At 60.5% G+C, this 25,238-nt stretch carries 25 protein-coding genes, 1 tRNA gene and 2 pseudogenes; 16 read left to right on the top strand and 12 right to left on the bottom strand.

Annotated elements, in window-relative coordinates; translation table 11 throughout:
* Positions 1-40 precede the first annotated feature (40 nt).
* Together HQL98_03550 and HQL98_03545 are read right to left on the bottom strand one after the other, a co-directional pair.
* Positions 41-1,813, bottom strand: coding sequence for an outer membrane protein assembly factor (locus tag HQL98_03550; GenBank protein MBF0271139.1), 1,773 nt, complete (start codon positions 1,811-1,813; stop codon positions 41-43).
* 68 nt (positions 1,814-1,881) lie between these two features.
* A complete protein-coding gene (locus HQL98_03545; protein ID MBF0271138.1) occupies positions 1,882-2,499 on the bottom strand; it encodes a hypothetical protein in 618 nt (205 codons plus the stop codon).
* A 255-nt stretch (positions 2,500-2,754) separates the two neighbouring features.
* On the opposite strand from HQL98_03545, the gene HQL98_03540 reads away from it, so the two are divergent.
* Positions 2,755-4,920 (top strand): hypothetical protein, encoded by a 2,166-nt coding sequence (locus HQL98_03540; GenBank protein MBF0271137.1) that lies wholly within the window; start codon positions 2,755-2,757, stop codon positions 4,918-4,920.
* 9 nt (positions 4,921-4,929) lie between these two features.
* Here the strand turns inward: HQL98_03540 and HQL98_03535 are convergent, their stop codons facing one another.
* From HQL98_03535 to HQL98_03515, 5 genes are read right to left on the bottom strand one after another with little or no spacing between them, the layout of a single operon-like run.
* Positions 4,930-5,721 carry a TOBE domain-containing protein gene (locus HQL98_03535; GenBank protein MBF0271136.1) on the bottom strand — a complete coding sequence of 264 codons (792 nt, stop codon included), beginning with the start codon at positions 5,719-5,721 and terminating at the stop codon, positions 4,930-4,932.
* 40 nt (positions 5,722-5,761) lie between these two features.
* Entirely contained in the window at positions 5,762-6,832 is a 1,071-nt protein-coding gene (modC, locus tag HQL98_03530; protein MBF0271135.1) for a molybdenum ABC transporter ATP-binding protein, read from the bottom strand.
* Positions 6,826-7,497, bottom strand: coding sequence for a molybdate ABC transporter permease subunit (modB, locus tag HQL98_03525; protein ID MBF0271134.1), 672 nt, complete (start codon positions 7,495-7,497; stop codon positions 6,826-6,828). The genes modC and modB overlap by 7 nt, the downstream gene beginning before the upstream one ends.
* A gap of 15 nt (positions 7,498-7,512) precedes the next feature.
* A complete protein-coding gene (gene modA, locus HQL98_03520) occupies positions 7,513-8,253 on the bottom strand; it encodes a molybdate ABC transporter substrate-binding protein (protein ID MBF0271133.1) in 741 nt (246 codons plus the stop codon).
* Positions 8,254-8,267: 14 nt separating this feature from the next.
* Positions 8,268-8,693 (bottom strand): TOBE domain-containing protein, encoded by a 426-nt coding sequence (locus HQL98_03515; GenBank protein ID MBF0271132.1) that lies wholly within the window; start codon positions 8,691-8,693, stop codon positions 8,268-8,270.
* Between the two features lie 326 nt (positions 8,694-9,019).
* Here HQL98_03515 and HQL98_03510 point away from each other — a divergent pair, with 326 nt between their 5' ends.
* Together HQL98_03510 and HQL98_03505 are read left to right on the top strand one after the other, a co-directional pair.
* A complete protein-coding gene (locus HQL98_03510; GenBank protein MBF0271131.1) occupies positions 9,020-9,271 on the top strand; it encodes a hypothetical protein in 252 nt (83 codons plus the stop codon).
* Positions 9,268-9,609 (top strand): annotated as a pseudogene (locus tag HQL98_03505) (type II toxin-antitoxin system RelE/ParE family toxin). Before HQL98_03510 ends, HQL98_03505 begins: the two are co-directional and overlap by 4 nt.
* 18 nt (positions 9,610-9,627) lie before the next feature.
* Here the strand turns inward: HQL98_03505 and HQL98_03500 are convergent.
* A tRNA-Pro gene (locus HQL98_03500) sits at positions 9,628-9,704 on the bottom strand.
* A 46-nt stretch (positions 9,705-9,750) separates the two neighbouring features.
* The gene (locus tag HQL98_03495; GenBank protein ID MBF0271130.1) at positions 9,751-10,755 is read right to left on the bottom strand and encodes a polyprenyl synthetase family protein; all 1,005 of its coding nucleotides are present in this window, start codon (positions 10,753-10,755) and stop codon (positions 9,751-9,753) included.
* A gap of 259 nt (positions 10,756-11,014) precedes the next feature.
* Between HQL98_03495 and maf the strand changes: the two genes are divergently transcribed.
* The 10 genes and pseudogenes from maf to HQL98_03445 all read left to right on the top strand — a co-directional run bounded on the left by maf (position 11,015) and on the right by HQL98_03445 (position 18,926).
* Entirely contained in the window at positions 11,015-11,554 is a 540-nt protein-coding gene (gene maf / locus HQL98_03490; protein MBF0271129.1) for a septum formation protein Maf, read from the top strand.
* Between the two features lie 93 nt (positions 11,555-11,647).
* On the top strand, positions 11,648-11,956 hold the full coding sequence (rplU, locus tag HQL98_03485; protein ID MBF0271128.1) for a 50S ribosomal protein L21: 309 nt from the start codon (positions 11,648-11,650) through the stop codon (positions 11,954-11,956).
* A gap of 80 nt (positions 11,957-12,036) precedes the next feature.
* Positions 12,037-12,288 carry a 50S ribosomal protein L27 gene (rpmA, locus tag HQL98_03480; GenBank protein MBF0271127.1) on the top strand — a complete coding sequence of 84 codons (252 nt, stop codon included), beginning with the start codon at positions 12,037-12,039 and terminating at the stop codon, positions 12,286-12,288.
* Between the two features lie 88 nt (positions 12,289-12,376).
* Complete coding sequence (gene obgE, locus HQL98_03475) at positions 12,377-13,534, top strand: GTPase ObgE (GenBank protein MBF0271126.1); 1,158 nt, start codon at positions 12,377-12,379, stop codon at positions 13,532-13,534.
* A 4-nt stretch (positions 13,535-13,538) separates the two neighbouring features.
* Positions 13,539-14,708: a glutamate 5-kinase gene (locus HQL98_03470; GenBank protein ID MBF0271125.1), complete on the top strand. Its 1,170-nt coding sequence runs from the start codon at positions 13,539-13,541 to the stop codon at positions 14,706-14,708.
* Positions 14,709-14,736: 28 nt separating this feature from the next.
* Entirely contained in the window at positions 14,737-15,984 is a 1,248-nt protein-coding gene (locus tag HQL98_03465) for a glutamate-5-semialdehyde dehydrogenase (protein ID MBF0271124.1), read from the top strand.
* Positions 15,981-16,673 carry a nicotinate (nicotinamide) nucleotide adenylyltransferase gene (gene nadD / locus HQL98_03460; GenBank protein MBF0271123.1) on the top strand — a complete coding sequence of 231 codons (693 nt, stop codon included), beginning with the start codon at positions 15,981-15,983 and terminating at the stop codon, positions 16,671-16,673. Before HQL98_03465 ends, nadD begins: the two co-directional genes overlap by 4 nt.
* Positions 16,674-16,696: 23 nt before the next feature.
* Positions 16,697-16,999: pseudogene (rsfS, locus tag HQL98_03455) on the top strand (ribosome silencing factor).
* Positions 17,000-17,319: 320 nt separating this feature from the next.
* Positions 17,320-17,790: a 23S rRNA (pseudouridine(1915)-N(3))-methyltransferase RlmH gene (gene rlmH / locus HQL98_03450; protein ID MBF0271122.1), complete on the top strand. Its 471-nt coding sequence runs from the start codon at positions 17,320-17,322 to the stop codon at positions 17,788-17,790.
* 56 nt (positions 17,791-17,846) lie between these two features.
* Positions 17,847-18,926, top strand: coding sequence for an Rpn family recombination-promoting nuclease/putative transposase (locus HQL98_03445; GenBank protein ID MBF0271121.1), 1,080 nt, complete (start codon positions 17,847-17,849; stop codon positions 18,924-18,926).
* 111 nt (positions 18,927-19,037) lie between these two features.
* Here HQL98_03445 and HQL98_03440 read toward each other — a convergent pair whose 3' ends face one another.
* Both HQL98_03440 and HQL98_03435 read right to left on the bottom strand, forming a co-directional pair.
* The gene (locus HQL98_03440; protein ID MBF0271120.1) at positions 19,038-19,928 is read right to left on the bottom strand and encodes an adenylate/guanylate cyclase domain-containing protein; all 891 of its coding nucleotides are present in this window, start codon (positions 19,926-19,928) and stop codon (positions 19,038-19,040) included.
* 43 nt (positions 19,929-19,971) lie between these two features.
* A complete protein-coding gene (locus HQL98_03435; GenBank protein MBF0271119.1) occupies positions 19,972-20,829 on the bottom strand; it encodes a serine/threonine-protein phosphatase in 858 nt (285 codons plus the stop codon).
* Between the two features lie 159 nt (positions 20,830-20,988).
* On the opposite strand from HQL98_03435, the gene hemB reads away from it, so the two are divergent.
* The 3 genes from hemB to HQL98_03420 are packed head-to-tail and all read left to right on the top strand — an operon-like array spanning position 20,989 to position 23,299.
* Positions 20,989-21,972 (top strand): porphobilinogen synthase, encoded by a 984-nt coding sequence (hemB, locus tag HQL98_03430; protein MBF0271118.1) that lies wholly within the window; start codon positions 20,989-20,991, stop codon positions 21,970-21,972.
* A 2-nt stretch (positions 21,973-21,974) separates the two neighbouring features.
* The gene (locus HQL98_03425) at positions 21,975-23,039 is read left to right on the top strand and encodes a tRNA (5-methylaminomethyl-2-thiouridylate)-methyltransferase (protein MBF0271117.1); all 1,065 of its coding nucleotides are present in this window, start codon (positions 21,975-21,977) and stop codon (positions 23,037-23,039) included.
* Between the two features lie 29 nt (positions 23,040-23,068).
* Positions 23,069-23,299: a sulfurtransferase TusA family protein gene (locus HQL98_03420; GenBank protein ID MBF0271116.1), complete on the top strand. Its 231-nt coding sequence runs from the start codon at positions 23,069-23,071 to the stop codon at positions 23,297-23,299.
* Positions 23,300-23,339: 40 nt separating this feature from the next.
* On the opposite strand, the gene HQL98_03415 is transcribed toward HQL98_03420, so the two are convergent.
* Entirely contained in the window at positions 23,340-25,199 is a 1,860-nt protein-coding gene (locus tag HQL98_03415) for a diguanylate cyclase (protein ID MBF0271115.1), read from the bottom strand.
* Between the last annotated feature and the right edge of the window lie 39 nt (positions 25,200-25,238).

Below are 25,238 nucleotides of genomic sequence, written 5' to 3'. Positions count from 1 at the left end.
CGGAGCGGGGGGGGAGGGGGGCGGCGGGGGGTCGCTCATGTCAGAAGGCCTGACCGATGCTCATGTAGAGTTGCCAAGCCGCATCCACCCCTTCGCGTCTGTTCAGGGGGGTGGCCACGTCCAGGCGCAAAGGACCAACCGCAGTCTGGTAGCGCACACCGGCTCCGGTGCCATACAGCAGATCCAAGCCCTTGCCCGGCATCACCCCGCTGTCGGCCCGTCCCGCATCGACAAACGCCACGGCCCCGATGGTATCCGTGAACCGGTATCTAACTTCCGTGCCCAAGGCCAGCAGGGATCGTCCTCCCAAAGGTTTGCCCGAGGCGTCCAGAGGACCGGCCATCTGCTGACCATAGCCCCGCAGCGACGCACCGCCTCCGGCATACAACCGGTTGTCCACCGGGATGTCCTGTTGATTGGCTCCCAGGGTGGTATCGATTTCCCCCCGTGCCGCCAGCACCAGTCGGGGTTCGTCGGGCCAACTGTAGTAGCGGCTTCCCTTGTTGATAAAACGCAAAAAGGTGACGCTGGAGCCGGTCACCGCCATGTGGGGGGCGATCTCCGTGGAAAAACGCCATCCCTGGGTGGCGTCCAGGGGGTCGTTGGAGCGGTCCAGGGTCAGGGCCAGGGGCAGGGAGAGGGAGCTGTAAGCGTTTTCGTTGTCGGTACTCAACTCCCGAACCTGGGAGAGACGATAATTGAGGGTCAGGGAGCCTTCCCCCCCCGGGGCGAACACCTGACGGACCAGACCGGCCCCCAGCTCCAGGGAGATGTTTTCGTAGGCCTCTTCCGTGGCCTTGTCCAGCTTGCCAGAGAATTTCAGCATCTGCCCCCGTTGGGAGTAATCCGGAATCTCGAAGGTGCCGGAGAGGGTCAGGGTGGTCATGCCGATCTTGGCTTCGGTGCGCAACCGTTCCCCGGCGCCGTGGTAGTTGCGATGCTCCCAGCCGCCGTTCACCTCCACCCCCCGGTCGGTACTGAATCCGCCACCGGCCCTCCAGGTGCGGTGCTTGCGTTCCTTGAGTTCCACTTCCACGGCCCACAATCCCCGGTCGTCGGGCTGTTCCGCCAGTTTGGGCCGTACCACGCTGAACAGTCCGGTGCCGGAAAAGGCCTGTCGGGTCTCTTCCAGCCGTTTGGGATGATAGACGATGCCCCGGTTCCAAGGCACCCGTCGCTTGAGAAAGGCGCCATCCACATTGTCGTTGCCTTTCAGCACCACATCCCCCAGTTGCACCCGGGGACCGGTTTCCAGATGATAGTGAACCGTGATCCGGTGTGTTTCCGGTTCACGAATCACCCGTCGGGAGGCCATTTTCGCTTTGGGGAATCCCTGTTCGTGGGCCGCCTGGATCAGTTCGTTGCCCGCCTGGATCATGCGGGCGCTTTCGGCGGGATCGTCTTCGTTGAGTTTGAGCTTTTTCCAGTCCGGCGGGGTGAACCGGGCTGCGGCGGGTTCGATGCGCAAGGAGGGGGCGGACAGGCGATAACGGGGATTGGGGGTCACCCGGAAGCGGGCCGCCAGGGGGGGCTTTTCACCGGTCAACTCTCCATGGACCTCCGCGTCGAAATAGCCCCGGGATTTCAGCAGATCCATCAGCCGTTTTTTGTCCTGTTCCACCCGGCGCGCCAACAGAAAACGGCTTACCGGGGGATCTTTTTGCTTTTGGAAGGTGACCAGAACTTGGCGCGCAGAGGTTTCGATCTCCGGCTGTTGTTCCAGTCCGGATATCTGAGCCTCATATTCGAGTGTCTCGTTTTCGGTTTTCTCGGTATCATCCGCCAGCGTGATGTTGATCAGCAGGATCAACATCAGGGAGAAAACCGCACGGATCCATGGAGGGGCGCGCAACAGACGATAGGCTCGCAGATTTTTCGGGGTCAGGCTGCCTGTTGGGCCTGTTCCAGCTCTTTTTGCAACCCCTCCCGATCGATCCACCAGTCATCGCCCACCATCATTTCCAGCATCCGGATGATCTCGGGGATGAACAGGTCCGGCTCGTCGAGCTGTTTGGCCTTGATCCAGCTTTGGAACGCCTCTTCACCGGTGATGTTCAGGGCGCCGCAGACCATGGAGAACATCTGCTGTGTCTGACCGATAGCCAACGCCTGGTCCGGATGGTCGGGCGTGCGGTGGATGGCCAGCAGTTGGGCCAGGGCGCATACCGCCGGGGCCAGTTCGTGATTCGGACCCAGGGTGTTGAGCAGATGAAACAGGGATTGGACCACTTCGATGGATGGAGCCTGGGTTTTGAGTCCCACCCAGACCCGTTGGGCCAACGCCTTGTAGATTTCGTTGTTTTTGTGTTTGGTGGTGAGGCGTCGGAGGAGTTCCAGCACTTCGGGCCATTGGCCCTGGCGGCTGAGTTGATCGATGGCGATGCGGTTTTCGTTCCACTCTTCCGCCGGGGTGAGGGTTGGCTTTTCATCGGCGCCCGGAGGGGTGACCGGTTGAATGGAAATGATGCGGGACATGGACGAATTCACGGCGTCATTCATGGCGTCACCTGTGGGCAGAACGGTTAAAAAAAATCAGCTTACGGCGGCGCGGCTCCAAGGGCAAGTCAAGAATTCGCCAGAAGGTGAAATGGGTTCCTTTGAGGAGCGTCAGGGGGGGCCATGGGCAACCATCCGGTGCCGATTTCTGGAGGGGAAGATGGCATATGGTGAAAAATTGGTATAAATTGCAGATTGCGATGGCCAGGAATGTCTGACGGGGTTGGATTGACAGGGTTGGATTGACGGGAGTGGTTCATGCGACGCTTTGAGAAAGGTTTGCCGTTTCATGTCAGTCTGTTGACCATCTTTGTGATTGTGTTGAGCACATTTTCCGGTCTGGTGACTTGGTACAACTACAGCGAGAATGCCGCCACCGCCACCACCGCCGCCCGGGAGTTGCTCCACGAGATGAACCAGAAGATCGTGGAGCGGTTCCAGGGCACTTACGATCCGGTGATCGCCTTGGCGGAAATCCTGGCTGTCGTGCCCTCCATGCAGGTTGTCCCCTCCCTGGAGCAGCCTCATCCCGCCTTGCATCTGATGTTGAAGATTCTGCATCAGCATCCGCAGATCGTTTCGTTGCACATCGTTCAAGATAGCGGAGATTTTCTGGAACTGGCCAATCTGAGCGCCTATCCGGAATTCTTGCGTTCTCTCCAGGCCCCTGGGGCCACCGCTTTCGGGATTTTGACCATTCAGGGGGCCAGCGGGGAGAGTCCCGCCCGTCAGCAGTGGACCTTCCTGAATGGAGACGATCAGCAGATCGGCGCGGGTCCGGTGGAAAAAAGCCGGTTCGATCCCCGCACCCGGCCCGGCTTCATCCCGGAGCAGGATCCGAACCCTTTGAAAATTTCCCGGCTGTATGTTGGCAGCGTCACCAACAAACCCGGCATCACCGTTTCCAGACGGTTTCAGGGACGGGACGGGCAGGGGGTGATCGGGGTCAATCTGACCATGAGCCACATCTCCTTGTTCCTGCGGGAGCAGAATTTCCGGCCATCCAGTCAATTGATTCTGTTCGACAACGACGGGGATCTGATCGCCCATCCCGACGAAACCAAATCCGTGCGGGTGGAACGGGATCCCGTCACCGGCGCTCAAGTGCCGGTGATCGCCTCGGTGGCGGATCTGGGTGATCCGGTGCTCGATGCCCTGATGAAAAATCGGCAGCAGGATGGACAGTGGCAAAACAGCATCATTTTCGAGGTGCGGGGCCAGACGTACATCGGTCAGATCACCCCGGTGGCCGCCCGCTACGCCAAGGGCACCTGGATCGCCATTACCGTTCCGTTGGATGAATTTTTGGGGCCCATCGCCCAAACCGGCATGCGCAGTCTGCTGTTTGGGTTGTTCGCGTTGTTGGTCACCATTCCCGTCGTGGTGTTCATTTCCGTGGGCATCACCCGCGCCCTGCGTCAGTTGGCGGCGGAAACCGGACTGATCCGCAAGTTCCAGTTGTCCGGTCCGGTGCAGATCCGCTCGTCGGTGCAGGAGATCCGACAGTTGACCGAATCCATCGGCGCCATGAAAGTGGCCCTGAACACCTTCGGACAGTATGTCCCCAAGGCCCTGGTGCGCCAACTGATCGAAACCGGCGAGGCCATGGGGCTGGAAGGGGAACGTCGCGCCTTGACCCTGATGTTCACCGATGTGGCGGACTTCACCACCATGGCCGAAGCCATGCCCCCGGAACAACTGACCCGCAAGGTTTCGGAATATTTCAAGCATCTGGGGATGGCCATCCACGAATACGGGGGAACCATCGACAAGTACATCGGCGACAGCATCATGGCCTTCTGGAATGCTCCGGTGCGCATGGAGGATCATGCCCGCATGGCCTGTCTGGGGGCTTTGTATGCTCTGGTGGCCAACGAGCGTCTCAACCGCATGTGGAGCGGGCAGGGGCAGCCGATCCTGTACACCCGCTTCGGTTTGCATACTGGAGACGCCATCATCGGCAACATCGGCTCCGAGGATCGTATGGACTACACCGCCATGGGGGATACCGTGAACATGGCCTCCCGCATCGAGGGGTTGAACAAGGTCTATGGCACCCGCATCCTGGTGAGCGGCGCGGTGGTGGAACAGGCCGGAACCGGTTTTGTCTTTCGTCCTGTGGATCGGGTGATTCCCAAGGGGGCCTCCCTGCCTTTGACCCTGTTCGAGTTGATGGGGCTGGAGGAGGGACCGGACGAGGTGCGGGTGGGCACCGAGCAGCGGCAGGAGTTGCACCGCTGGTTGTCGATCCATGACCACTATCGGCAACGGCGTTGGCAGACGGCGCTGGAGGGGTGCGAAAGCCTGTTGGCCTCGATGCCGGGTCATCATCTGGCCACCTTGTATCGGCAACGCTGTCAGGAGTTTTTGCGCACTCCCCCTCCTGCGGATTGGAATGGCGCCAAGGCGTTTTCGACCAAATGAACCACCGGGTCAGACGGCCACCGCCAGAATGACGTGGGAGGCCTTGATCAGGGCGCAGGCGCGTATGCCCTCCCGGATGCCCAGGGATTGAATGCTGGTGTTGGTGACAATGGCCGCAATGGTCTTGCCGGCGGTCAATTCCAGGATCACCTCTGCGTTGACCGCCCCCTCCTGACACCGAACCACCGTGCCGCACAGACGGTTGCGGGCACTGGTCTTGAGGGTGTCGTCGGTGGTGAGGATCACCCAGGGTGCCTTGATGAGGGCATAGGCCTCCAGGCCGGGTGCGAGGGCCAACCGGGTGACGCTTTCGTTGGTGATGATGGCGACGATCTCCACTCCCCCACCCAGATCAAGCCTGACTTCGGCATTGACCGCGCCAGTCTGAATGGATTGAACCCGGCCCAGAAATTGATTGCGCGCGCTGGTCTTGAGGCTCATTTTTCGGATCAGTTGCAGATCTTCCGCCAGTCCCTGGGCCTGTTGACTGAGTTGATCCACAAAACGGCGGTGTTCTTGCACGATCACCTTGAAGTTGGCCACCAGTTGCAGCCCGCGGGCCGTCAATCGGGTGGATCCCCCCCCCTTGCCCCCCACCATGCGCGCCACCAGAGGCTCGCCTGCGGTGTTGTTCATGTGATCAATGGCGTCCCAGGCCGCCTTGTAGCTCATTTTCATGGCTTTGGCCGCCTGGGTGATGGAACCCAGTTCGGCGATTTTCTCCAGCAATTCGACCCGGCCCGCTCCGCCCATGTTCTGGCCGTCCATGGTCATCCAGACCGATCCTTGCAGTTCGATCATGCGTCCCTCGTTTGGAAAGGTTTGATCCGGTAGCGGGTGGTCAGGTGATCAGGGCCACGCCCTTGATCTGCGCCCATACCCGGCGGTGGGGTTCGAGTTTCAAGGCGGCGGCGGAACGTCGGGTGATCCGCGCCACCAACGGAGTGCCGTTGGCGTCGAGGCGTACCAGACAGTGGGCCGGATGGGCGTCTTCCCCCAGACCTGTCACCACCACCGACACGGTGTTGATGATGCTGGTGCCGGTGATACAGTGCAAGGCCAGACTCACATCCCGGGCCAGAATGCGTACCCGTACCGCCTGACCGACAGGTAGACCCTTGTCCCGCACCCACAGGGTTCCCCCCGGAAAGGCCACCTGGGCCAGATGCCATTGTGGATCCCGCTGCACCACCCGCGCCTCCAGCACCACCCCCGCATCCTCTCCCAGACGGATGGGCAGATCCAGCCGGGCGAGCATCTCCGTCAACGGTCCTGCCCCCACCACCCGTCCGGCCTCCAGCACCACCAGATGATCCGCGAGCCGGGCCACTTCGTCCGGGGAGTGGCTTACGTAAAGCATCGGAATGGCCAGTTCGGCGTGCAGTTGTTCCAGGTAGGGCAGGATTTCGTTTTTGCGTTCCTGATCCAAAGCGGCCAGGGGTTCATCCATCAACAGGATGCGGGGTCGGGTCAGCAGGGCCCGGGCCATGGCGACCCGTTGCCGCTCTCCCCCCGAAAGACGTTCCGCTCCCCGCTCCAGCAAATTTTCGATACCCAGCAAGGCGATGATGGCCTCGAAATGGCTCCCATCCCCCCCGTCGGCGCGACGTCTGCCGTACTCCAGATTGCCCCGCACGGAAAGATGGGGAAACAGACTCGCCTCCTGAAAGACATAACCCAAAGGACGCCGGTGGGTCGGCAGAAACAGTCGTTGTTCCTGCCACACTTCGCCGTTGACCACCAGCCGTCCCCCTTCCACCCGTTCCAGACCGGCGATGGCGCGCAGCAGGGTGGTTTTGCCCGAGCCGGAGCGTCCGAACAGTGCGGTCACCCCTTTGCCGGGGCATTGGAGATCAACTTTCAGCGAAAAACCGGGCCAGGAGAGGGAAAAGCGCGCCTCGATGGTCATGATCGCCGCGCCGGGCGTTGGCTCTGGAGCGCCAGCAGCACCACAAAGGCAAAGACCACCATACCTCCCGACAGCCAGTGGGCATGGCTGTACTCCATCGCCTCGACGTGGGAATAGATCTGCACCGAGACCACCCGGGTCACGCCGGGAATGTTGCCCCCCATCATCAGCACCACGCCGAACTCTCCCACGGTATGGGCGAATCCCAGAATGGCCGCGCTCAGAAATCCGGGTCGGGCCAGGGGAATGGCCACGGTGAAAAAGGCGTCCAGCGGCGAGGCCCGCAGGGTGGCGGCCACCTCCAGAGGGCGATTGCCCATGGTCTCGAAGGCGTTTTGGATCGGTTGCACGACAAACGGCAGGGAGTAAAGAAACGAGGCCACCACCAGTCCCGGAAAGGTGAAAGGCAACAATCCCAACCCCAATGCCTGAGTCAAACGCCCGATCGGACCATCCGGTCCCATGGTGATCAGCAGATAAAATCCCAGCACCGTGGGGGGCAGCACCAACGGCAGGGCGACCACCGCGCCTACGGTTTTTTTCCAGTGGGAGCGGGTACGAGCCAGCCACCACGCCAACGGCGTGCCCAACAGCAGCAGCAGCAGCGTGGTGACGGTGGCCAGTTCCAGGGTCAGCCGGATGGCAGCCAGATCGGCGGAATCAGGCATGGCTGTGATTTTTTCTTAAAGTGTGTAGCCGTAGGAGAGGATCACGGTTTTCGCCTTGTCGCTTTTGAGATGGTCCATCCAGGCCTGGGCGGCGGCGTTGGTTTTACCCTTGTTGAGCAGCACCGTGTCCTGACGGATCGGTTGGTGGAGAGGAGCCGGAACGATCCAGGCGGAACCATCGGTTATTTTGCCCGCTTTCATCACCTGGGACAAGGCCACGAATCCCAGTTCCGCGTTGCCGGAGGCCACGAACTGATGGGCCTGGGCAATATTTTCGGCCTGAACGAACTTGGATTGCACGGATTCCAGACATTTCAACGCGGCGAGGGTTTCCATGGCTGCGGCGCCGTAGGGGGCCAGTTTCGGATCCGCGATGGCCAGATGGGTGAAAGTACCGGTTTTCAGGACGGAACCGGTGTCGTCCACCACCCCCGGTTTCGACGACCATAGCACCAGTTGGCCGATGGCATAGGTGAAGCGACTGCCTGTCACCGCGTCCCCTTCTTGTTCCAACTTGGCGGGGGTCGTGGTGTCGGCGGCCAGCAGCACCTCGAAGGGGGCGCCGTTTTTGATCTGGGTATGGAATTTTCCCGTCGCCCCAAAAGAGAGGGTGGCTTTGTGTCCGGTCTCTTTTTCAAAGTCTGCCGCGATCTGTTTGGCGGGCGCGGTGAAATTGGCCGCCACCGCCACCTGGACCTCCCCGGCCAACGCGGAACCGGACCACAGGAGCGCACTCAACAGGATGTGAATTTTCATGGATGGAAACCTCCTCAATCGTGGACCGCCAGGATGATGTGGGATGATTTGATGAGCGCGCAGGCGCGCATGCCGTTTTTCAGTCCCAACGTGCGTATGCTGTCATTGGTGATGATGGCCACCACCGATTGGCCTCCTGGCAGCTCCAGGATCACTTCACCGTTCACCGCGCCTTCGACGCATCGGGAAACGATGCCGCACAGTCGGTTGCGCGCACTGGTTTGCACGGTGTCGTCGGTGGTGAGAATCACCCAGGAGGCCTTCACCATGGCATACGCTTCCACCCCCGGCGCCAGTCCCAACTGCTCCACACTGGTTTTGGTGATGATGGCGGCCAGGGAGTCCTCGCCGCCGATATTGAGAATCACCTCGGCATTGACCGCCCCGATGGTGATCTGCTGGATTCGGCCTGGAAACTGGTTGCGTGCGCTGGTTTTCATGAGGTTGTTCTCCTTTTGGCGTGGGGGGAGGTCGGATGACTGCCTTGTCGGTGTGGCGTTATCACTATTTGTATATAACGGTATCGGCAAGGAGGTGTCAATGCGTTTATGTGGGGGAAGGGTTGCGTTTTTTGGGGAGGGACAGAGGCTGAAAATAAAAGGGTTGGGCCATCTCTCTCAGGACCCTTTAAATCATTGCAAGACGTTTTTGCACGTTTCCGCTTGTCTTATGTCATGGGATTGCCATAGGATTGCCGCAATCCTATGGCAATCAGGATGGACTTCCTGTATCCATCAAACAACGTGCCCGTCAGGGAGGATGAACCATGCAAACCACCGTAGCGCTTCCGGATGATCTGGAAGAATCCTTTCGAATGATGGCTGAAGAGACAGGCCAGACCATTCATGAATGTGTCATCAAGGCCATGCGTCGTTACCTCGAAGAAATGGAGGAGCGACATGACATCGAAGATGCCCAATCCGCCTTGGCAGTGTATGGCCGCCACCACGGGCCGGCATTGACACTGGAAGACGCCATGGAGCGATACGGTCTGACCAGGGAAGAGTTGATCTCGTGACCTTCACCGTGGATCTGTAATTGGTCCAGAAGACTTTGGACCGAATGGAAGCCGGGATCCGTCGGCGCATTCTGCAAGCGATTTTTGTTCTGACCACGAATCCCCGTCCTCCAGGATCCTGGAAACTGACCGGCACCACCAACTTGTGGCGGATCCGCGAGGGGGATTACCGTGTCATCTATACCATCGAGGATGACCGGTTGGTGGTCCTCGTCGTCAAGATCGGTTCACCGGCGAGAGATCTACCATTGATCCCCGCGATGCCCGATTTGATCTCGATCGTCGCAGTACAGCTTGATTGCTGGCATCAAAAAAGGGTCAGGCAATGTTTCGCCTGACCCTTTTGGGATTGGTGTTGGTCGGGGTGGCGAGATTCGAACTCACGACCCCAGCGACCCGAACGCTGTGCTCTACCAGACTGAGCCACACCCCGATAAACCAACCAATCCAGACAGTATACTACCGATGACTCAACCGAGTCAATAGCTGCGTTCCACAGAAAAATCCGCCAGCATGGCCATGGCTTCTCGTTCCGGGGTATCGGGCAGGTCGGCCAGTTGGGCTTTGGCTTCGGCGGCGAAGGCTTTGGCCCGTTGCATGGCGTAATCCAGGGAACCCCGTTCCCGCACCAGTTGAATGGCGCGGCGCAAGGCACCTTCCGGGAACTCCCTGCGTTCCAGACAGGCGGACCAGAAGAGGCGTTCCTCTTCGCTGCCGTGGCGATAGGCGTGGATCACCGGCAGGGTGATCTTGCCATCCTGGAAGTCATCGCCTACGCTTTTGCCCAGCACCTCGTTGGTGGCCGAATAGTCCAGGGCGTCGTCCACCACCTGATAGGCCTTGCCCAGCAGCATGCCGTAGAGGGCCAGGGCTTGTTCCTCGGCGGGGGAGCGGTGATTGAGCACGGCTCCGATCTGGGCGGCGGCGGCGAACAGGGTGGCGGTTTTGCGTTGGACCACTTCCAGATAGTGGGCTTCGCTGGTGGCCAGATCGTTGGTGGCCACCAGTTGCATCACCTCGCCTTCGGAGATGACCGCGCAGGCGTCGGCGATGATGCGTAATACTTTCAGGTCTCCATGGGCGACCAGAATCTGAAACGAACGGGAAAACAGATAATCCCCCACCAGCACCGGAGCCTTGCTGCCCCAGACCGAGTTGGCGGTGGCCCGTCCCCGGCGGGTGTTGGATTTGTCCACCACGTCGTCGTGCAGCAAGGTGGCGGTGTGGATGAACTCCACCACGGCGGCTAGTAGGGCGTCGTCGTCCCCGGCGTATCCGAACAGACGGGCGGTCAACAGGGTCAGCACCGGACGGAGACGTTTGCCCCCGCTTTCGATGATGTGGGCCCCCATCTTCGGGATCAACTCCACCTGGGAGTTCAATTGTTCCAGGATGATCGCGTTGGTCCGCTCCAGATCCGGTCCGATCAGTTCACCCAGGCGTTTCAGGACCGGCGGCAGATTGGATTGGGATGACGGTTTCATGGCTGGCTTTTCATGGGATCAAGCGCGATAATGATCTTTGCCGGGTTCGGACCTGCGCACAGCCGACCTAGCAGAAAGGTGGAAAACTGGTTGCACACAATAGAATCGCAAGACGGAAACCGTCAAGTGTTCTCGACCGGTCAGGAGGCGGTTTTTGGCAAAAAATCTGGTAAATGAGGATATCTCCACCTTGAATCTTGATCTGTGGCAATTTTCCGGCACCCGCCTGCGTCTGGCCTCGGCCTCGGAACGACGCTTGATGCTGTTGCGACAGATCGGACTCGATCCCGAGGTGTGGCCGCCCCATGTGGATGAATCCGTGCATCCGGGCGAGGATCCCGCCGCCTATGTGGCCCGCATGGCCCTGACCAAGGCCCGCGCCGCTTTGGAGTCGGGGGTGGATCTGGTGGTGGGGGCGGATACCGCCGTGGTGTGCGATTTGGAAATCCTTGGAAAACCCTCCGGACCCGAAGAGGCGGCCCGGATGCTCGCCCGTCTGGGGGGGCGGGACCATCGGGTGATGACCGGAGTCGCGGTCTGCTCTGCCGCCGAACCTGTGGGCCGGGTGCGGGTGGTGGAGACGATGGTACGTTTCAAGAATTTGACGCATAAGGAAATCCGCGCCTACGTCGCCACCGGTGAACCCCTCGACAAGGCGGGCGCGTATGGGATTCAGGGGGTCGGCGCCTTTCTGGTCGAGCGGGTGGAAGGATCGTATTCCGGAGTGGTGGGCCTGCCCATCTTTGAAACCCTGGAATTGTTGCGGAATTTTGGGTTGACATTTTCTGGTCCAGAGTGATAATAAACAGTTTCCGATCGCCCCGGACAAGCCGGGGCCGTTAGCGATGGCGTGCGACACAGACGGCACCAAAAGAGATAAGGAGTGGTTGACATGTATGCAGTGGTCCGCACAGGCGGAAAACAATATAAAGTGGCGGTCAATGATGTCGTGCGCGTCGAAAAACTGCCTGGAGAAGAGGGTGAATCGGTGCAACTGACCGACGTGCTGCTCGTGGCAGACGAAGGCAGTCTCAAGACCGGAAACGAAATCTCCGGCAGCCAAGTGACCGGCACCATCTTGCGCCAGTTCAAGGACAAAAAGGTCTTGGTCTTCAAGAAAAAACGGCGCAAGAATTATCGCCGCGCCCATGGCCATCGGCAGCAGTTGACCGAACTGCGCGTCACCGGCATCACGGCGTAATCAACCTTTCTGTTTTTTAAACCCGCGCCCCGCCTCCGCGGTCGGGCGCATGGTTCTTCGTTCACGTCGGGAGACGACTCATGGCACACAAAAAAGCGGGTGGTAGTACCCGCAACGGACGCGACTCCATTGGACGCCGGCTGGGCGTCAAACGCTACGGCGGGCAGAAAGTCATACCGGGCAACATCCTCATCCGTCAACGGGGCTCCGAAGTCTATCCGGGCGAAGGCGTTGGCATGGGACGCGACTTCACCCTGTTCGCCCTGGTGGAAGGGGTCGTGGCCTTTGGCGAACGGAACAACCGTCGCTATATCCACGTGGTGGCCGCCTGATCAATCCGCTCGCACGCGCCGGATCCTCCTCAACGGGGTCCGGCGCGCACGCGAAACCCGGAATCCGCTGAGGAAGTCGAGCTGACGCATGCGCTTTCTGGATGAGGTCAAGATTTTCGTTCGCTCCGGCGATGGTGGCAGCGGTTCCGCTTCCTTCCGTCGGGAAAAATATGTTCCGCTCGGCGGCCCGGACGGCGGCGACGGCGGTCGCGGCGGGGATGTGATCCTCGTGGCCGACCCCCATCTCAATACCCTGATCGATTTCCGCTATCAGCAACATTTCAAGGCCAAACGGGGTGTCCACGGCATGGGCAAGTGCCGTACCGGCGCTTCGGCCTCCAACCTGGAAATCCGTGTGCCCGTGGGCACCGTGGCCCGCGACGACGTCGATGGCTCGATCCTGTGCGATTTATGGCAGGCGGATCAACGATTTGTCATCGCTCCTGGCGGTCGTGGTGGCTTGGGCAATACCCATTTCAAGACCTCCGTCAATCGCGCCCCCCGACAGTTCCAGCCCGGTGAACCCGGTGTGGAACGCTGGATCTGGCTGGAATTGAAACTCCTGGCGGATGTGGGGCTGACCGGCATGCCCAACGCGGGCAAATCCACACTGCTTTCCAAGGTTTCCGCCGCCCGTCCCAAGATCGCCGACTATCCGTTTACCACCCTGGTGCCCAATCTGGGTGTGGTACGCTCCGGTGACTCGGATGGCTTCGTCATGGCCGACATTCCCGGATTGGTGGAAGGGGCCGAGGCGGGCAAAGGTCTGGGGCGCGCCTTCTTGAAACACGTCGAGCGCTGTCCGCTGCTGCTGCATCTGGTGGACGCCTCCCCCATGGCCGAAGGCAAACCTTTGGCCCGCTACCGCATGATCGAACAGGAACTGGCCGCCTATTCGCCAGCCCTGGCCGCCAAGCCCCGCTGGGCCGTGTTGACCAAATGCGATCTGCTGGACCTGGACGCCCGCAAGAAGATTTTCAAGAAATTCCGCAAACGGCTGAAAGGGGAGGTCGAGGAGATCTTCTGGATTTCGGCGGTCACCGGAGAGGGGATCGAGGCGTTGATCCATGCCCTCGCCAAGCGGGTACGCAGCGCCCGGGTCGAACGGGAACCGGACCGCTATTACGCCCCCCTCGATGACGCCCCCACCAAGGCGGGTCGGAACAGCGAGCGTCACGGGCTGGAGGAAGACGATCGGGATGAGGATGGAGACGAGGATGGCGTCGAGTGCGTCTGGGCTCGATGAGCCGATGGAACGCCTGCACCGGGAGTGGCGTGAGGTGGTCCAGGCCCGGCGCATCGTGGTCAAGATCGGCTCCAATCTCCTGACCGGCGGAGGCGAGGGTCTGCGGCCCGACTGGATCGCGGCCCGGGCCAAAGAGATCGTCGCGCTCATGGCCACCGGACGCCGGGTGGTGGTGGTCACCTCCGGGGCCGTGGCGGCGGGTCGTCCCTTGCTCAAGCTCAATCGTCCCCTGGTCTCGGTGCAGGAAAAACAGGCCGCCGCCGCTGCCGGACAAGGGGTGTTGATGCGCCACTACGAAGAGGCGTTCGATACCCTGGGCGTCCATGTGGCCCAGGCCCTGCTCACCCGCGACGACGTGGAAAACCGGCAGCGCTACCTCAACGCCCGGGACACCCTGAAAACCCTGCTGGAATTGGGACTGGTTCCCATCGTCAACGAAAATGACACGGTGATGACCGACCAGTTGAAGTTCGGCGACAACGATACCCTTTCGGCCAACGTGGCCGATTTGGTGGATGCGGATCTGCTGATTCTGCTCTCCGACATCGATGGACTCTACGACAGCAATCCCCGCATCGACCCTTCCGCCCGGTTCATCCCTCTGGTGGAGCGGGTCACCCCCGAAATCGAATCCATGGCCGGCGGTGTCGGCTCGCTGGTGGGCAAGGGTGGCATGGCCACCAAGATCAAGGCCGCCCGCATGGCCGCCCGCAGCGGTTGTCGCATGGTTTTGACCAGCGGTTTCCGGGAAGATCCCATCTCCGAGGTGTTTGCCGCGACTCCGGTGGGTACCTTGTTTCTGGGCCTGGAAAATCCTCTGCCCGCCCGCAAGCGTTGGATCGTCAATGCCCGCGTGGGGCGGGGGGAGATCCTGCTGGACGCCGGCGCCTCGGCGGCTTTGCTCCAGGGCAAAAGCCTGCTGGCCAAGGGGATCACCGACGTGCTGGGGGATTTCGCCCGTGGCGCGGTGGTCCATTGCCAGTCGCCAGATGGGCAGGAGGTGGCCAAGGGCATCGTCAATTACAACAGCAGCGATCTCGCCTGCATCGCCGGACGTCACAGCCGACAGTTCGAGGGGGTTTTGGGATACCTCGGGGCCGAGGAGGTGATCCACCGGGACAACCTGGTCCTGACACGGGAGTTGCGGGTTTCCGCCGCCATTCAACAGGAGTGAAACGAGCATGACCGATACCCACGGGATGATGGAACGAATCGGCCAAAAGGCCCGCGCGGCAGCCCGTATCATGGCGGCCATCGACGGCAAGGCCAGAAATCTCGCCCTGGCCCGCATGGCCGAACAGCTTGTGTCCGACCGGGAGGCGTTGCAGGCCGCCAATGCCCTGGATTTGGCCGCAGCCCAGGCCAATGGCTTGCAGCCGGCCATGATCGACCGCTTGCGCCTCACCGACAAGGTAATCCAGTCCATGGCCGACGGGGTGCGGGAAGTGGCGGCGTTGCCGGATCCGGTGGGGGAGATCACCGAGATGAAACCCCGACCCAATGGCATGCTGGTGGGTCGGATGCGGGTTCCTTTGGGGGTGATCGGCATCATCTACGAGTCCCGTCCCAACGTCACCGCCGATGCGGCGGCGTTGTGCGTCAAGTCGGGCAACGCCGTGATCCTGCGGGGCGGCTCGGAGGCGATCCATTCCAATCGCGCCATCGCCCAACGTCTGGCCCTGGGATTGAGCGCCGCCGGCTTGCCCGCCGACGCGGTGCAGTTCATCGACACCACCGACCGGGCCGCCGTGGGGGCGTTGCTCCAGTGCGACCGCCATGTGGATATCATCATTCCCCGGGGGGGCAAGGGGTTGATCCGTCGTGTCATGGAGGAGTCCCGCATCCCGGTGATCAAACATCTGGATGGCATCTGTCACACCTACGTGGACCGCTACGCCGATCTGGAGATGGCCGAAGCGTTGACCTTCAATGGCAAGATGCAGCGGACCGGCGTGTGCAACGCCACCGAGACTTTGTTGGTGCATCAGGCCGTGGCCGCGGAATTTTTGCCCCGGGTCTGCCGTCTGTTGAGCGAGGCGGGTTGTGAGCTGCGGGGCTGCGATCAGACCCGTGCCCTGGTGGGGACAGCGGCCCCGGTGGTGCCGGTGGGCCCGGAAGATTACGATACCGAATATCTGGACGCGATTTTGTCCATCCGCGTGGTCGCCACCCTGGATGAGGCTCTGACCCACATCGACGCCCACTCTTCCCGCCATACCGAAACCATCGTCACCCGGGATCACCCCCGCGCCATGCGGTTTTTGCGGGAGGTGGACTCCTCGGCGGTCATGGTCAATGCCTCCACCCGTTTCAACGACGGCTTCCAGTTCGGCCTCGGCGCGGAAATGGGCATTTCCACCGACAAGCTGCATGTCCGGGGTCCGGTGGGGCTGGAAGGGTTGACCTGTCTGAAATACATCGTGCTTGGGGACGGTCAATTGCGCCAATGACCCTGAAAACGGGTCTGTTGGGCGGCGCGTTCAATCCGCCCCATTACGGTCATCTGCACCCGGCCCGGGAGGCCATGGAGGCGTTGGGATTGGATCGGGTGGTCCTGATTCCTACCGGGGTTCACCCTTTCAAGGGACCGGAGATCCTGGCCCCGGTGGCTCACCGGTTGGCCATGGTGCGGCTGGCTGTGGCCGATTGGGCGGACTTTGATTTATGGGAGATCGAGGCCGCCTCTCCGCGGGTCTCCTATACGGTGGAAACCCTGGCTGCCTGGCATCGTCATTTCCCGGATGAGGAGCCTGTGTTGTTGATCGGGGCCGATATCTCCCGTGAATTGCATCTGTGGCGGGAGTGGTGGCGTTTGATCGAACTGGCCCATGTCTGTCTCATGACCCGTCCCGGTTTTTCCCTGGTCCCGGATCCGGAGCGTCCGGCTTTGGACTACCTGGAGCGGTTCCGGGTGGCTGCGGCGCCGGATTTGGATCGGCAACGGCTAGGTCGTTATGGATTTTTTTCATTGCCGGTCACCCAGCTCGACATCGCCTCCACGGAGCTGCGGCGGCGACTGCAAACCGGTGAAAACCTGCGTTCCCTGACCCCGGATGCGGTGATCGAACACGCCCGTGCCCATGGTCTTTATGGCTGCGGCGTGGATTCCCCTTCAACCCTTGGAGTGAACCTTAAGTGACGAAAAAACCCGAGATCGCGGCTATGGCTGCCGACCTGGTAAAACGGCTGGATGACAAAAAAGGCCAGGATGTGGTGCTGGTGGACCTGGCGGGACGTTCCGGATTCGCGGATTTTTTCGTGATTGTCACCGGTACCTCCTCCACCCATGTCTCCACTTTGTCCAACGAGGTGCTGCTGTACGCCCATGAGAAAAAAATCCATGTGCGCGGCATCGAGGGATTGACCGAAAGCGCTCCTTGGGTACTGGTGGATCTGGGGGATGTTTTGGTGCATGTCTTCCTTCAGGAGGTGCGGGAATTTTATAACCTGGAGAAACTGTGGAGTCCCCAGGCCCGTCCCGTGCGCGAAGATAAGCCAAAAGAACCGGAAATGGATTCGGATTCGGAAACAGATTGGGAAGCGGATTCGGAAGCGGATTCGGAAACAGATTCGGAAACAGATTGGGAAGCGGATTCGGAAACGGATTCGGAAACAGATTGGGAAGCGGATTCGGAAGCGGATTCGGAAACAGATTGGGAAGAGGATTTGGAAACAGAACCGGAAACGAAACCGGAAAAGCGGAAGGATAAAGGCAAGAACAAAGATAAAATCAAGGACAAAGACAAAGGGAAGGACAGCAAGGATCGTTCCTCTCCGGTCAAGACATGAAAATCACCCTCCTGGCCGTGGGGCGCGTCATGCCGTCCCCGATCCGGGATCTGGTGGAAGAGTATCGGGAGCGGTTGCATCACTTTGTCCCGACGCGGGTCGAATGCGTGGCCGAGGAGAAACGCGACAAGGGGATGACACCCCGTCAGGCCATGGAACGGGAGGGACAACGCCTGTTGGCCCGCATCCCTCCCGGCGCTTTGGTGGTGGCTTTGGACGCTTCGGGTCGGACCCTCTCCTCCCCGGAGTTGTCCCGCCAGATGGATCACTGGTTGCAGGATGCCTGTTCCGAGCTGGTGCTGCTCATCGGCGGGCCGGATGGGCTGGACCCGGCGGTCAAATCCGCCGCCGCGTTCATCCTCTCTTTGGGTCCCATGACCTATCCCCACATGCTGGTCCGGGTGTTGATCCTGGAACAACTGTACCGTGCCATGACCCTTCTGCGGGGGGTGCCGTATCACCGGTAGCCTTTTTTGCCCGGTGCTTGCGGATCATCGATCCGGCAAGGAGATCCGATTGCTTCATGAACGCCCATGATCTGGGTTACACCAAACTGTTTTCCCATCCGCGTATGGTCGAGGATCTCGTCTCCGGCTTTGTCCACGAGGAGTGGGTGACGGGGCTGGATTTTGCCACGCTGGAAAAGGTCAATCCGGTCTATGTAACCGATGACTTCCGCAAGCGGATCGATGATCTGGTCTGGAAAGTTCAATGGCGCGACCACGCCCGTTGGCTTTACCTCTATTTGATCCTGGAGCCCCAATCCACGGTGGATGGCATCATGGCGGTGCGCAATGATTTGTACACCATGCTGTTTTATCAGGACTTGCGTCAGTCTGGCCGGATCGGGGTGGGTCAGAAATTTCCCCCCGTGCTGGTCATTGTGCTGTATAATGGCAAACAACGCTGGACAGCGGCCATGGACGTGGCGGACCTGATCGAAGAGTATCCTCCCGGCATGGAGCGCTATCGTCCCAGCATGCGTTATCTGCTGGTAAACGCGCAGCAGACGCCGGAATCGGCGTTGCAACCTATGGGTAACGTGGTGGCGGCCTTGTTTCGGCTGGAGAAAAGCCGTCATATCGAAGATGTCAAGCAGGTGATTTTGGAACTGGATGCGTGGTTGCGCGCCCCGGAACAAAAGGAGCTGCGCCGCGCCTTCACCTTGTGGTTGAATCGGATCCTGCTGCCGAGAATGGCCAAACAGCATCATGCGGTTGCGGAAGTGATCCCCGAGATGAGCGATTTGATGGAGGTGCATACCATGTTGGCGGAATCCGTGGATGAATGGGTCAGGGAGTGGAAACGGGAAGCGCATCTGGCCGGGTTGATGGAAGGCCGTCAGAAAGGTCTTCAGGAGGGGCTTCAGGAGGGCCGTCAGGAGGGCCGTCAGGAAGGCCGTCAGGAGGGCATTCTGGAAGGATTGCAGGAAGGTCTGCGGGAAGGGGAACGCGCCATTGTGTTGTGCCTGTTGAGCGCCCGTTTTGGTGTGGTGCCGGAGTCGATTCTTTCCCGGGTCAAGGCGGCGGACACGCCCCTGCTGGAACGTTGGACCCCGCGTATCCTGACAGCCCAGTCGATCGAGGAGGTGTTCCTGGACTGAGCCGTCGCAGTCGTCTGGGGTGCGGGGCGGAAGGAAAAGGGGTGGTCAGAGGGGGGGTGCCTGTTTTTGGGGTGATCCCATGACCATCCTGTTTGGCCTTGTGCGGGGTGTCTACTGTTTGTAGTGGACCGCCAAAGGATCGTCCGGGGTGACGATGCGACCCAGGCCGATCACGCCGGAACCTTCGATGGGCAGTTCGTCCCGATGCACGAAGGTCTGTTGACCTTTGGCGTTCATGACATAGGTTCCGTTGGTGCTTTGATCCACGAGGTAGATCTTGCCGCGACGGTATTCGACCCGGGAGTGGACCCGGGAAGACATGTTGTCCGGCACCACGAAGGTGTTGGTGGAGCCGCGACCGAAGCTGACCACGGATTGGGTTTCGCTGAGGATGACTCTTTCGTCGTTGAAGGAGACCACCATGGAAGGGGTGGTTTTGGGAGCGACGATGGCGGGGGAGAGTCCTCCCATGACCGTGAGCTCCTCCTCTTCGCCCCAGGTCAGTTCCACGATCTGGATCGGTTTGGATTTCCCTTTGACCGTGGTGGTGATCAACATTCGGCTGTCCATGCGCAGATGGGGACTCATGACCTCCAGGGTATCGCCGGTGGTGATGATTTGATCCCCTTTGGCCTGGGCGGCCATGCGCGCGGCCAGATTGACCGCGTCGCCGAAGACATCGTTGTTCTCCTTGATGACATCCCCGAAATGGAAGCCAACGCGAATTTTGAGGGCGGTGCCCCAGCGGACCGCCTGAGCGGCCACGTCCTCTTGCATCTGGACCGAGGCTTCGGCGGCGGCGTCGGCGCTGGGGAAGGTACACATGACCTCGTCGCCGATGGTTTTGACCACCCGTCCCCCATGGGATTTCGTGATGCCTCCGAGCAGTTCGATGCAGCGGGAGGTGATTTCGCGGGCTTTGGCGTCGCCGATGGTTTCGTAGAGTTTGGTGCTGCCCGCGATGTCGGCGAACATAATGGCCAACTTGGCGTTTTCTCTCATGAGAGGCCTCTTCGGTTTTTGACGTCTGGTTGTCTGGAATGGATCACGAAAAATAACCCAGAATGACGGTGATGTTATCCTTGCCGCCGGCCCGTTTGGCCAGTTCGATCAGGAGTTGGCACGCGTCATCCAGATTGGTTTCGTTGGTTTCGTTCAAAACGGCGGTGATTTTAGCCGGCGTGATCATGCCGCTCAACCCATCCGAGCACAGCAGGGCGATATCTCCGGGGGCGACATCCTGGAAGGCGACATCCGGGGTCACGAAGTTGGAGGGACCCATGGCCTGAAGCAGGATGTTTTGTGCCGGCGGGTGTCCCCGGGAACCAAAGTTGAGCCACTGCTGATACATGGAGTGGTCCTGGGTCACGAGGTTCAGCGTGCCTTTGCTGAAGAGATAGAGCCGGCTGTCTCCCACATGGAACACCACGGGCCGTTCGCTGTATTCCGGCAACCACAGGCCCACCAGGGTGGATCCCATGCCCATGCCGTCCGGGTAGCCGCGGGAGACGTTGGCCCCGTTGACCGCGGCGTTGGCCCGGTTGATGGCGGATTGCACCACGCTTAGAATCGGGTTGGGGGCGTCATCGACGGTGGGTTCGTCCTGGAACGCGCCAAGTCTGTTGGAGCCCGGAAGGGAAGAGTCCGGGTTGGATGCGCCGGATCTCAGCAGGGGAGCGGTGTGGCCCGGGTCAGAGCGGGGAAAGTGGCTCAAGGTGGTACGAATCGATTCCACCACCAGTTTGCTGGCCACTTCGCCGGCGTCGTGGCCTCCCATGCCATCGGCCACGATGAGCAGACCGATTTGGTCATCGACCAGAAAGGAATCCTCGTTGAGTGTCCGAACGCGCCCGACGTCACTGCGTGCGGCGACCAGCAGTCGATTCCCGATACGTTGCACCATGTCACATTTTTTCCTGTCGCGCGCTGTTTCGGTCCATGCGTCGCGTTTGGTTCTCAAGTGGGCGATTTTTTGGAGACGCCTTGCGGGCGGACGAAAAATCGCTTCATAATTTCGGGATTCTGTTTAATCCATCCTGACCGTTGGAGTGAATCCCCACCCATGCCGACCGCTTCGCTTGTTCATCGTCCCCGGCGACTTCGTCGCACGCCGACCATTCGTCGTCTTGTGCGTGAGACCCGTCTGGCCCCGGAAGATCTGGTATTGCCATTGTTCATCGTTCCCGGCGAGGGGGTACGCAGGCCGGTATCCTCGATGCCCGGAGTGGCGCAACTGTCCATCGACGAGGCTTTGCCCGTGGCACGGGAGGCTTTGGATCTGGGGCTTGGGGGAATTATCCTGTTCGGCATCCCAAAAATCAAGGATTCCATGGGTTCGGATGCCCTGGATTCGCAAGGAATCGTGCAAAGAGCCATTCGCGCCATCAAAGGGGCGCTTCCCGACCTCTGGGTGATCGCCGATACCTGTCTGTGCGAATACACGGATCACGCCCATTGCGGCGTCATGCGCGGCCAGGAAGTGGATAACGACGCCACCCTGGAGCTCCTGGGACGGGCCGCGGTCTCTTATGCCGACGCGGGTGTGGACATGGTGGCCCCTTCCGGCATGATGGACGGCATGGTGGGAGCCATCCGTCACGCGTTGGATGGGGCGGGTCACAGTGGGGTGCCGATTCTCTCCTACGCGGTCAAATACGCCTCGGCTTATTATGGTCCGTTTCGCGACGCCGCCGAAAACACTCCTGCCTTCGGGGACCGGCGCGCCTACCAGATGGATCCGGCCAACCGGCGCGAGGCCCTGCGGGAGGCGACTTACGATGTGGAACAGGGGGCGGACTGGCTCATGGTCAAGCCCGGGTTGGCCTACATGGATATTCTGCGGGAGTTGCGGGATCATTTTCAACTGCCTTTGGCGGTTTACAATGTCAGCGGGGAGTACGCCATGATCAAGGCCGCCGCCGCCAATGGCTGGATCGACGAACCCCGGGTGGTGCTGGAGACCTTGACCGGTTTCAAGCGCGCGGGAGCGGACATGATCCTCACCTACCACGCCCTGGACGCCGCCCGTTGGATGAAACAGCCATGAACATGCCCTCCACAACCGATCGTCCGACTCCGCTACGCGCCCTGGGACTGCTTTCCGGCGGGTTGGACAGCACCCTGGCCGCCCGTCTGCTCATGGATCAGGGGATCGAGGTCGAATGTGTCAATTTTCACACCGGGTTTTGCATCCAGTCCCATACCGGGGCGATGCGCAATCCCAAGCCGGGGGCCCAGCCTCCCAGACATGACGCCCTGCACGCGGCGGGCAATCTGGGCATTCGGCTGCATCTGGTGGACATCGCCGAAGACTATGTGCGCATCGTCACCGATCCCAAGCATGGTTATGGCAAGAATCTCAATCCCTGTCTGGACTGCAAGATCTTCATGGTGCAAAAAGCCTTCGAGATGATGCAGACCATGGGGTTTCATTTTCTGTTCACCGGCGAGGTGTTGGGACAGCGGCCCATGAGCCAGCGCCGGGACACCTTTCCCGTCATCGACCGGGAATCCGGAGCCGGCGGATGGCTGCTCCGACCTCTGACCGCGTTGCGCATGCCTTTGACCGAGCCGGAAAAACGCGGATGGGTGGATCGGGACCGACTGATGGGCTTTTCCGGTCGCAACCGCAAACCGCAAATGGCCCTGGCCGCCCGGATGGGCATTCAGGACTATCCTTCTCCAGCCGGGGGATGTTGTTTTCTCACCGACGAAAATTATGCCCGCAAGTTGCGGGATCTGTGGGAGTACCGGGGCAGCCGCGCCTATGCCATGGAGGATATCCTGCTGCTCAAGGCCGGTCGTCATCTGCGGCCTGCGCCTCATTTCAAGCTGGTGATCGGTCGGGATGAGTCGGAGAACCATTTTCTCTCCGGTTTCGTGGAGGGCAGGGCCTTGGTACGCGCCCGGGATCTGCCGGGTCCGGTCACCTTGGTGGAAGGAACCCCTTCTGCCGATGATCTGGTGATGGCCTGTCGTCTCGCCGCCCGTTTCGGCAAGGGGCGGGAATTGCCCGAGGTGGCCATGGTGGTGGATTCCGGGGGAGGCCGCAAGGAGACCCATCTGGTGGTCCCCATGCCTGCCCATGAGATTCAAGAGGAGTGGTATGTTTGAGCGTCTCTGAGAGCGAATTCGAGCCGCCCATTCCCGCCTGTGTGGTGGATGCCCGTCGTCTGTTGTGTCCCATGCCGATCATCAAGGTGGATGCCGCCATCCGCAACCTGGAACCGGATCAGGTGGTGGAGGTGCGGGCCACGGATCCGGGGCTGGAGCATGACCTGCCCGCATGGTGTCGGGTCAATGGCCACCGGTTTGTGGGGATGCGCCGTGCGGGTCGGGAGGTGGTCGGTTGGGTGGCCAAGGGTGAGGGGTAGGACTCACCCTTGGCTGTTGCAGATTGGGCGGGAGTGGGGATCACTCCTTGTTGGATAGTTTCGGGGTGTAGATCACCACCCGGTTGCGACCGCTGTGTTTGGCGTCGTAGAGGGCCAGATCCGCGAATTTGATCACTTCCCAGATGTCTTCGCCATCCGAGGGGAATCCCGCCACCCCGATGGAGATGGTCTTGCGCATGATGCCGCTGGACACCGGAATCTTCAGGGCCGCCACCGCCAGCCGCAGTTTTTCCGCCATGCGTTCCCCCGAGTACTCTTCCCCTTCCTGAAGGATGACCAGGAACTCCTCGCCGCCGTAGCGGATCACCATGTCCGAGGTGCGCACCTGGGCACCCAGAGCCTTGGCCACCACCCGCAGCACCGTATCCCCCACGTCGTGACCGAACACATCGTTGACTTCCTTGAAGTGGTCGATATCCATGAGCAGTACGGAGAGGCGACTCTTTTTGCGTTTGGTGGTGGCTTCCAGGGTGCCGACGTACTCTTCCAGGAAGCGACGGTTGTGCAGTCCGGTGAGGGCATCCCGCAGGGCCGATTCCCGCAGGGTGTCCAGCAGTCGTTTGGCTTCCACCGTGGGGGCCGATTCCCGCAGATAGGCGGCGATGAAGGGTAACAGGCGTTGGTACATCGGGCCATGGATCCGCTCCACCACGATCTGTACCACATTGCCCACCGTGCCCGAATGGAAGACCGGTATGCAGATGTGACCCAGACCGGGTTGGTCGTGGACATGTCTGAACTGGCTGCAAATCATTTCGGTTTCGATGGAGTCGATCACATGACCGGTGCGGTTGGCGCGGCAGGAGTCGGCCTGGAACAGGATCTCCGCGTTGCACCACTTGCAGGTGGAATCCAGTTCTCCATCCACCACCACCGGTTTCATGTGGTTCATGCCCGGACTGGAGACTTCGTAGAGGGTGCCGGTGCGGATTCCGAACTGTTCCCTCAGCACATGGGCGATGCGGAAGTAGACTTCGGCTTTGGTGCGATCCTCTTCCACGGCCTGTTTGAACTGGGAGATTTCCAGCAGGGTTTCCACCATTTCCGTGGTGGTGGTGATGAGATTGGTATTGCCTTCCGCCTCGTAGCGCAGCAGTTTGGAGACATCGTGGGTGATGGTGCCGAGGCTGTCGTGGAGGTGTTCCATCAATTGGTTCAGATCCCGGGAGATGTCCCCCATTTCGTCATCGCCGGTATACTGGATGCGACCGATGAAGTTGCCATCCTTGGCCTTGGCCACCACGCTTTGCACCTCGATGGCCGTGGCCATCACCGGGGACATCTGGCGGCGGAAGAAGATGGTCAGGAAAATGGCGAACAGCACGATGATCCCGGTCATGATGGCGATGGTGATCAGGGCTTTGGACTGCAACTGGTCCATGGAAATGTGAATGGTGATGGCCCCGAGCACCGCGCCATTGGGGGTGGAGTGGCATTGCAGGCAGTTGGGTTCCCCGGTCTGGTTGGCGATGAAGGGAATGGTGCCGCGGAAGATGGGATTGATTTCATTGGTGACGATGCCGAAGAACGGGACTCCGGTTTCCATGACCCGTTTTTCCACCGCATCCACGGTTTGTTCTCTGTCCAGCCCTTGTCCGAACTGGCGGACCACCTCGGGGGACCGCATGACCCGTGCCACCAGCAATCCTTCCACCTCCGCCAACCGTTTGAGGAAGGTGCCCCGTTTGTCGATCACGCCATTGATCATCGATTCGGTCAGGCTCACCCGCACCACTTCTGCGACGGTTCGTACCTGTTCGCTGGCTGTGGAGAGGGAAAATTGTCGGAACGACACCAGACTGATGGCGATGATCAGAACTGCCAGGGTTCCGAAAAGAAAAATGGCCAAAAGAGAGGTTTTCTGTTGCAGTTTCATCATGCACCCCGATTGTGTGACATGGATCTGTTTTGGCCAAAG

The sequence above is a fragment of the Magnetococcales bacterium genome, assembly GCA_015231755.1.
GTDB lineage: Bacteria > Pseudomonadota > Magnetococcia > Magnetococcales > Magnetaquicoccaceae > Magnetaquiglobus.
Note: the sequence above shows the minus strand (reverse complement) of the source record. Positions and strands in the feature narration are given on the sequence as shown.

Excerpts from the sequence above, each read along its gene's own strand:
- HQL98_03550 (MBF0271139.1), bottom strand. The coding sequence starts at position 1,813 with ATGTTGATCCTGCTGATCAACATCACGCTGGCGGATGATACCGAGAAA.
- HQL98_03545 (MBF0271138.1), bottom strand. The coding sequence starts at position 2,499 with ATGAATGACGCCGTGAATTCGTCCATGTCCCGCATCATTTCCATTCAA.
- HQL98_03540 (MBF0271137.1), top strand. The coding sequence starts at position 2,755 with ATGCGACGCTTTGAGAAAGGTTTGCCGTTTCATGTCAGTCTGTTGACC.
- HQL98_03535 (MBF0271136.1), bottom strand. The coding sequence starts at position 5,721 with ATGATCGAACTGCAAGGATCGGTCTGGATGACCATGGACGGCCAGAAC.
- modB (MBF0271134.1), bottom strand. The coding sequence starts at position 7,497 with ATGCCTGATTCCGCCGATCTGGCTGCCATCCGGCTGACCCTGGAACTG.
- modA (MBF0271133.1), bottom strand. The coding sequence starts at position 8,253 with ATGAAAATTCACATCCTGTTGAGTGCGCTCCTGTGGTCCGGTTCCGCG.
- HQL98_03515 (MBF0271132.1), bottom strand. The coding sequence starts at position 8,693 with ATGAAAACCAGCGCACGCAACCAGTTTCCAGGCCGAATCCAGCAGATC.
- HQL98_03510 (MBF0271131.1), top strand. The coding sequence starts at position 9,020 with ATGCAAACCACCGTAGCGCTTCCGGATGATCTGGAAGAATCCTTTCGA.
- HQL98_03495 (MBF0271130.1), bottom strand. The coding sequence starts at position 10,755 with ATGAAACCGTCATCCCAATCCAATCTGCCGCCGGTCCTGAAACGCCTG.
- maf (MBF0271129.1), top strand. The coding sequence starts at position 11,015 with ATGCTGTTGCGACAGATCGGACTCGATCCCGAGGTGTGGCCGCCCCAT.
- rplU (MBF0271128.1), top strand. The coding sequence starts at position 11,648 with ATGTATGCAGTGGTCCGCACAGGCGGAAAACAATATAAAGTGGCGGTC.
- rpmA (MBF0271127.1), top strand. The coding sequence starts at position 12,037 with ATGGCACACAAAAAAGCGGGTGGTAGTACCCGCAACGGACGCGACTCC.
- obgE (MBF0271126.1), top strand. The coding sequence starts at position 12,377 with ATGCGCTTTCTGGATGAGGTCAAGATTTTCGTTCGCTCCGGCGATGGT.
- HQL98_03470 (MBF0271125.1), top strand. The coding sequence starts at position 13,539 with ATGGAACGCCTGCACCGGGAGTGGCGTGAGGTGGTCCAGGCCCGGCGC.
- HQL98_03465 (MBF0271124.1), top strand. The coding sequence starts at position 14,737 with ATGGAACGAATCGGCCAAAAGGCCCGCGCGGCAGCCCGTATCATGGCG.
- nadD (MBF0271123.1), top strand. The coding sequence starts at position 15,981 with ATGACCCTGAAAACGGGTCTGTTGGGCGGCGCGTTCAATCCGCCCCAT.
- rlmH (MBF0271122.1), top strand. The coding sequence starts at position 17,320 with ATGAAAATCACCCTCCTGGCCGTGGGGCGCGTCATGCCGTCCCCGATC.
- HQL98_03445 (MBF0271121.1), top strand. The coding sequence starts at position 17,847 with ATGAACGCCCATGATCTGGGTTACACCAAACTGTTTTCCCATCCGCGT.
- HQL98_03440 (MBF0271120.1), bottom strand. The coding sequence starts at position 19,928 with ATGAGAGAAAACGCCAAGTTGGCCATTATGTTCGCCGACATCGCGGGC.
- HQL98_03435 (MBF0271119.1), bottom strand. The coding sequence starts at position 20,829 with ATGGTGCAACGTATCGGGAATCGACTGCTGGTCGCCGCACGCAGTGAC.
- hemB (MBF0271118.1), top strand. The coding sequence starts at position 20,989 with ATGCCGACCGCTTCGCTTGTTCATCGTCCCCGGCGACTTCGTCGCACG.
- HQL98_03425 (MBF0271117.1), top strand. The coding sequence starts at position 21,975 with ATGCCCTCCACAACCGATCGTCCGACTCCGCTACGCGCCCTGGGACTG.
- HQL98_03415 (MBF0271115.1), bottom strand. The coding sequence starts at position 25,199 with ATGATGAAACTGCAACAGAAAACCTCTCTTTTGGCCATTTTTCTTTTC.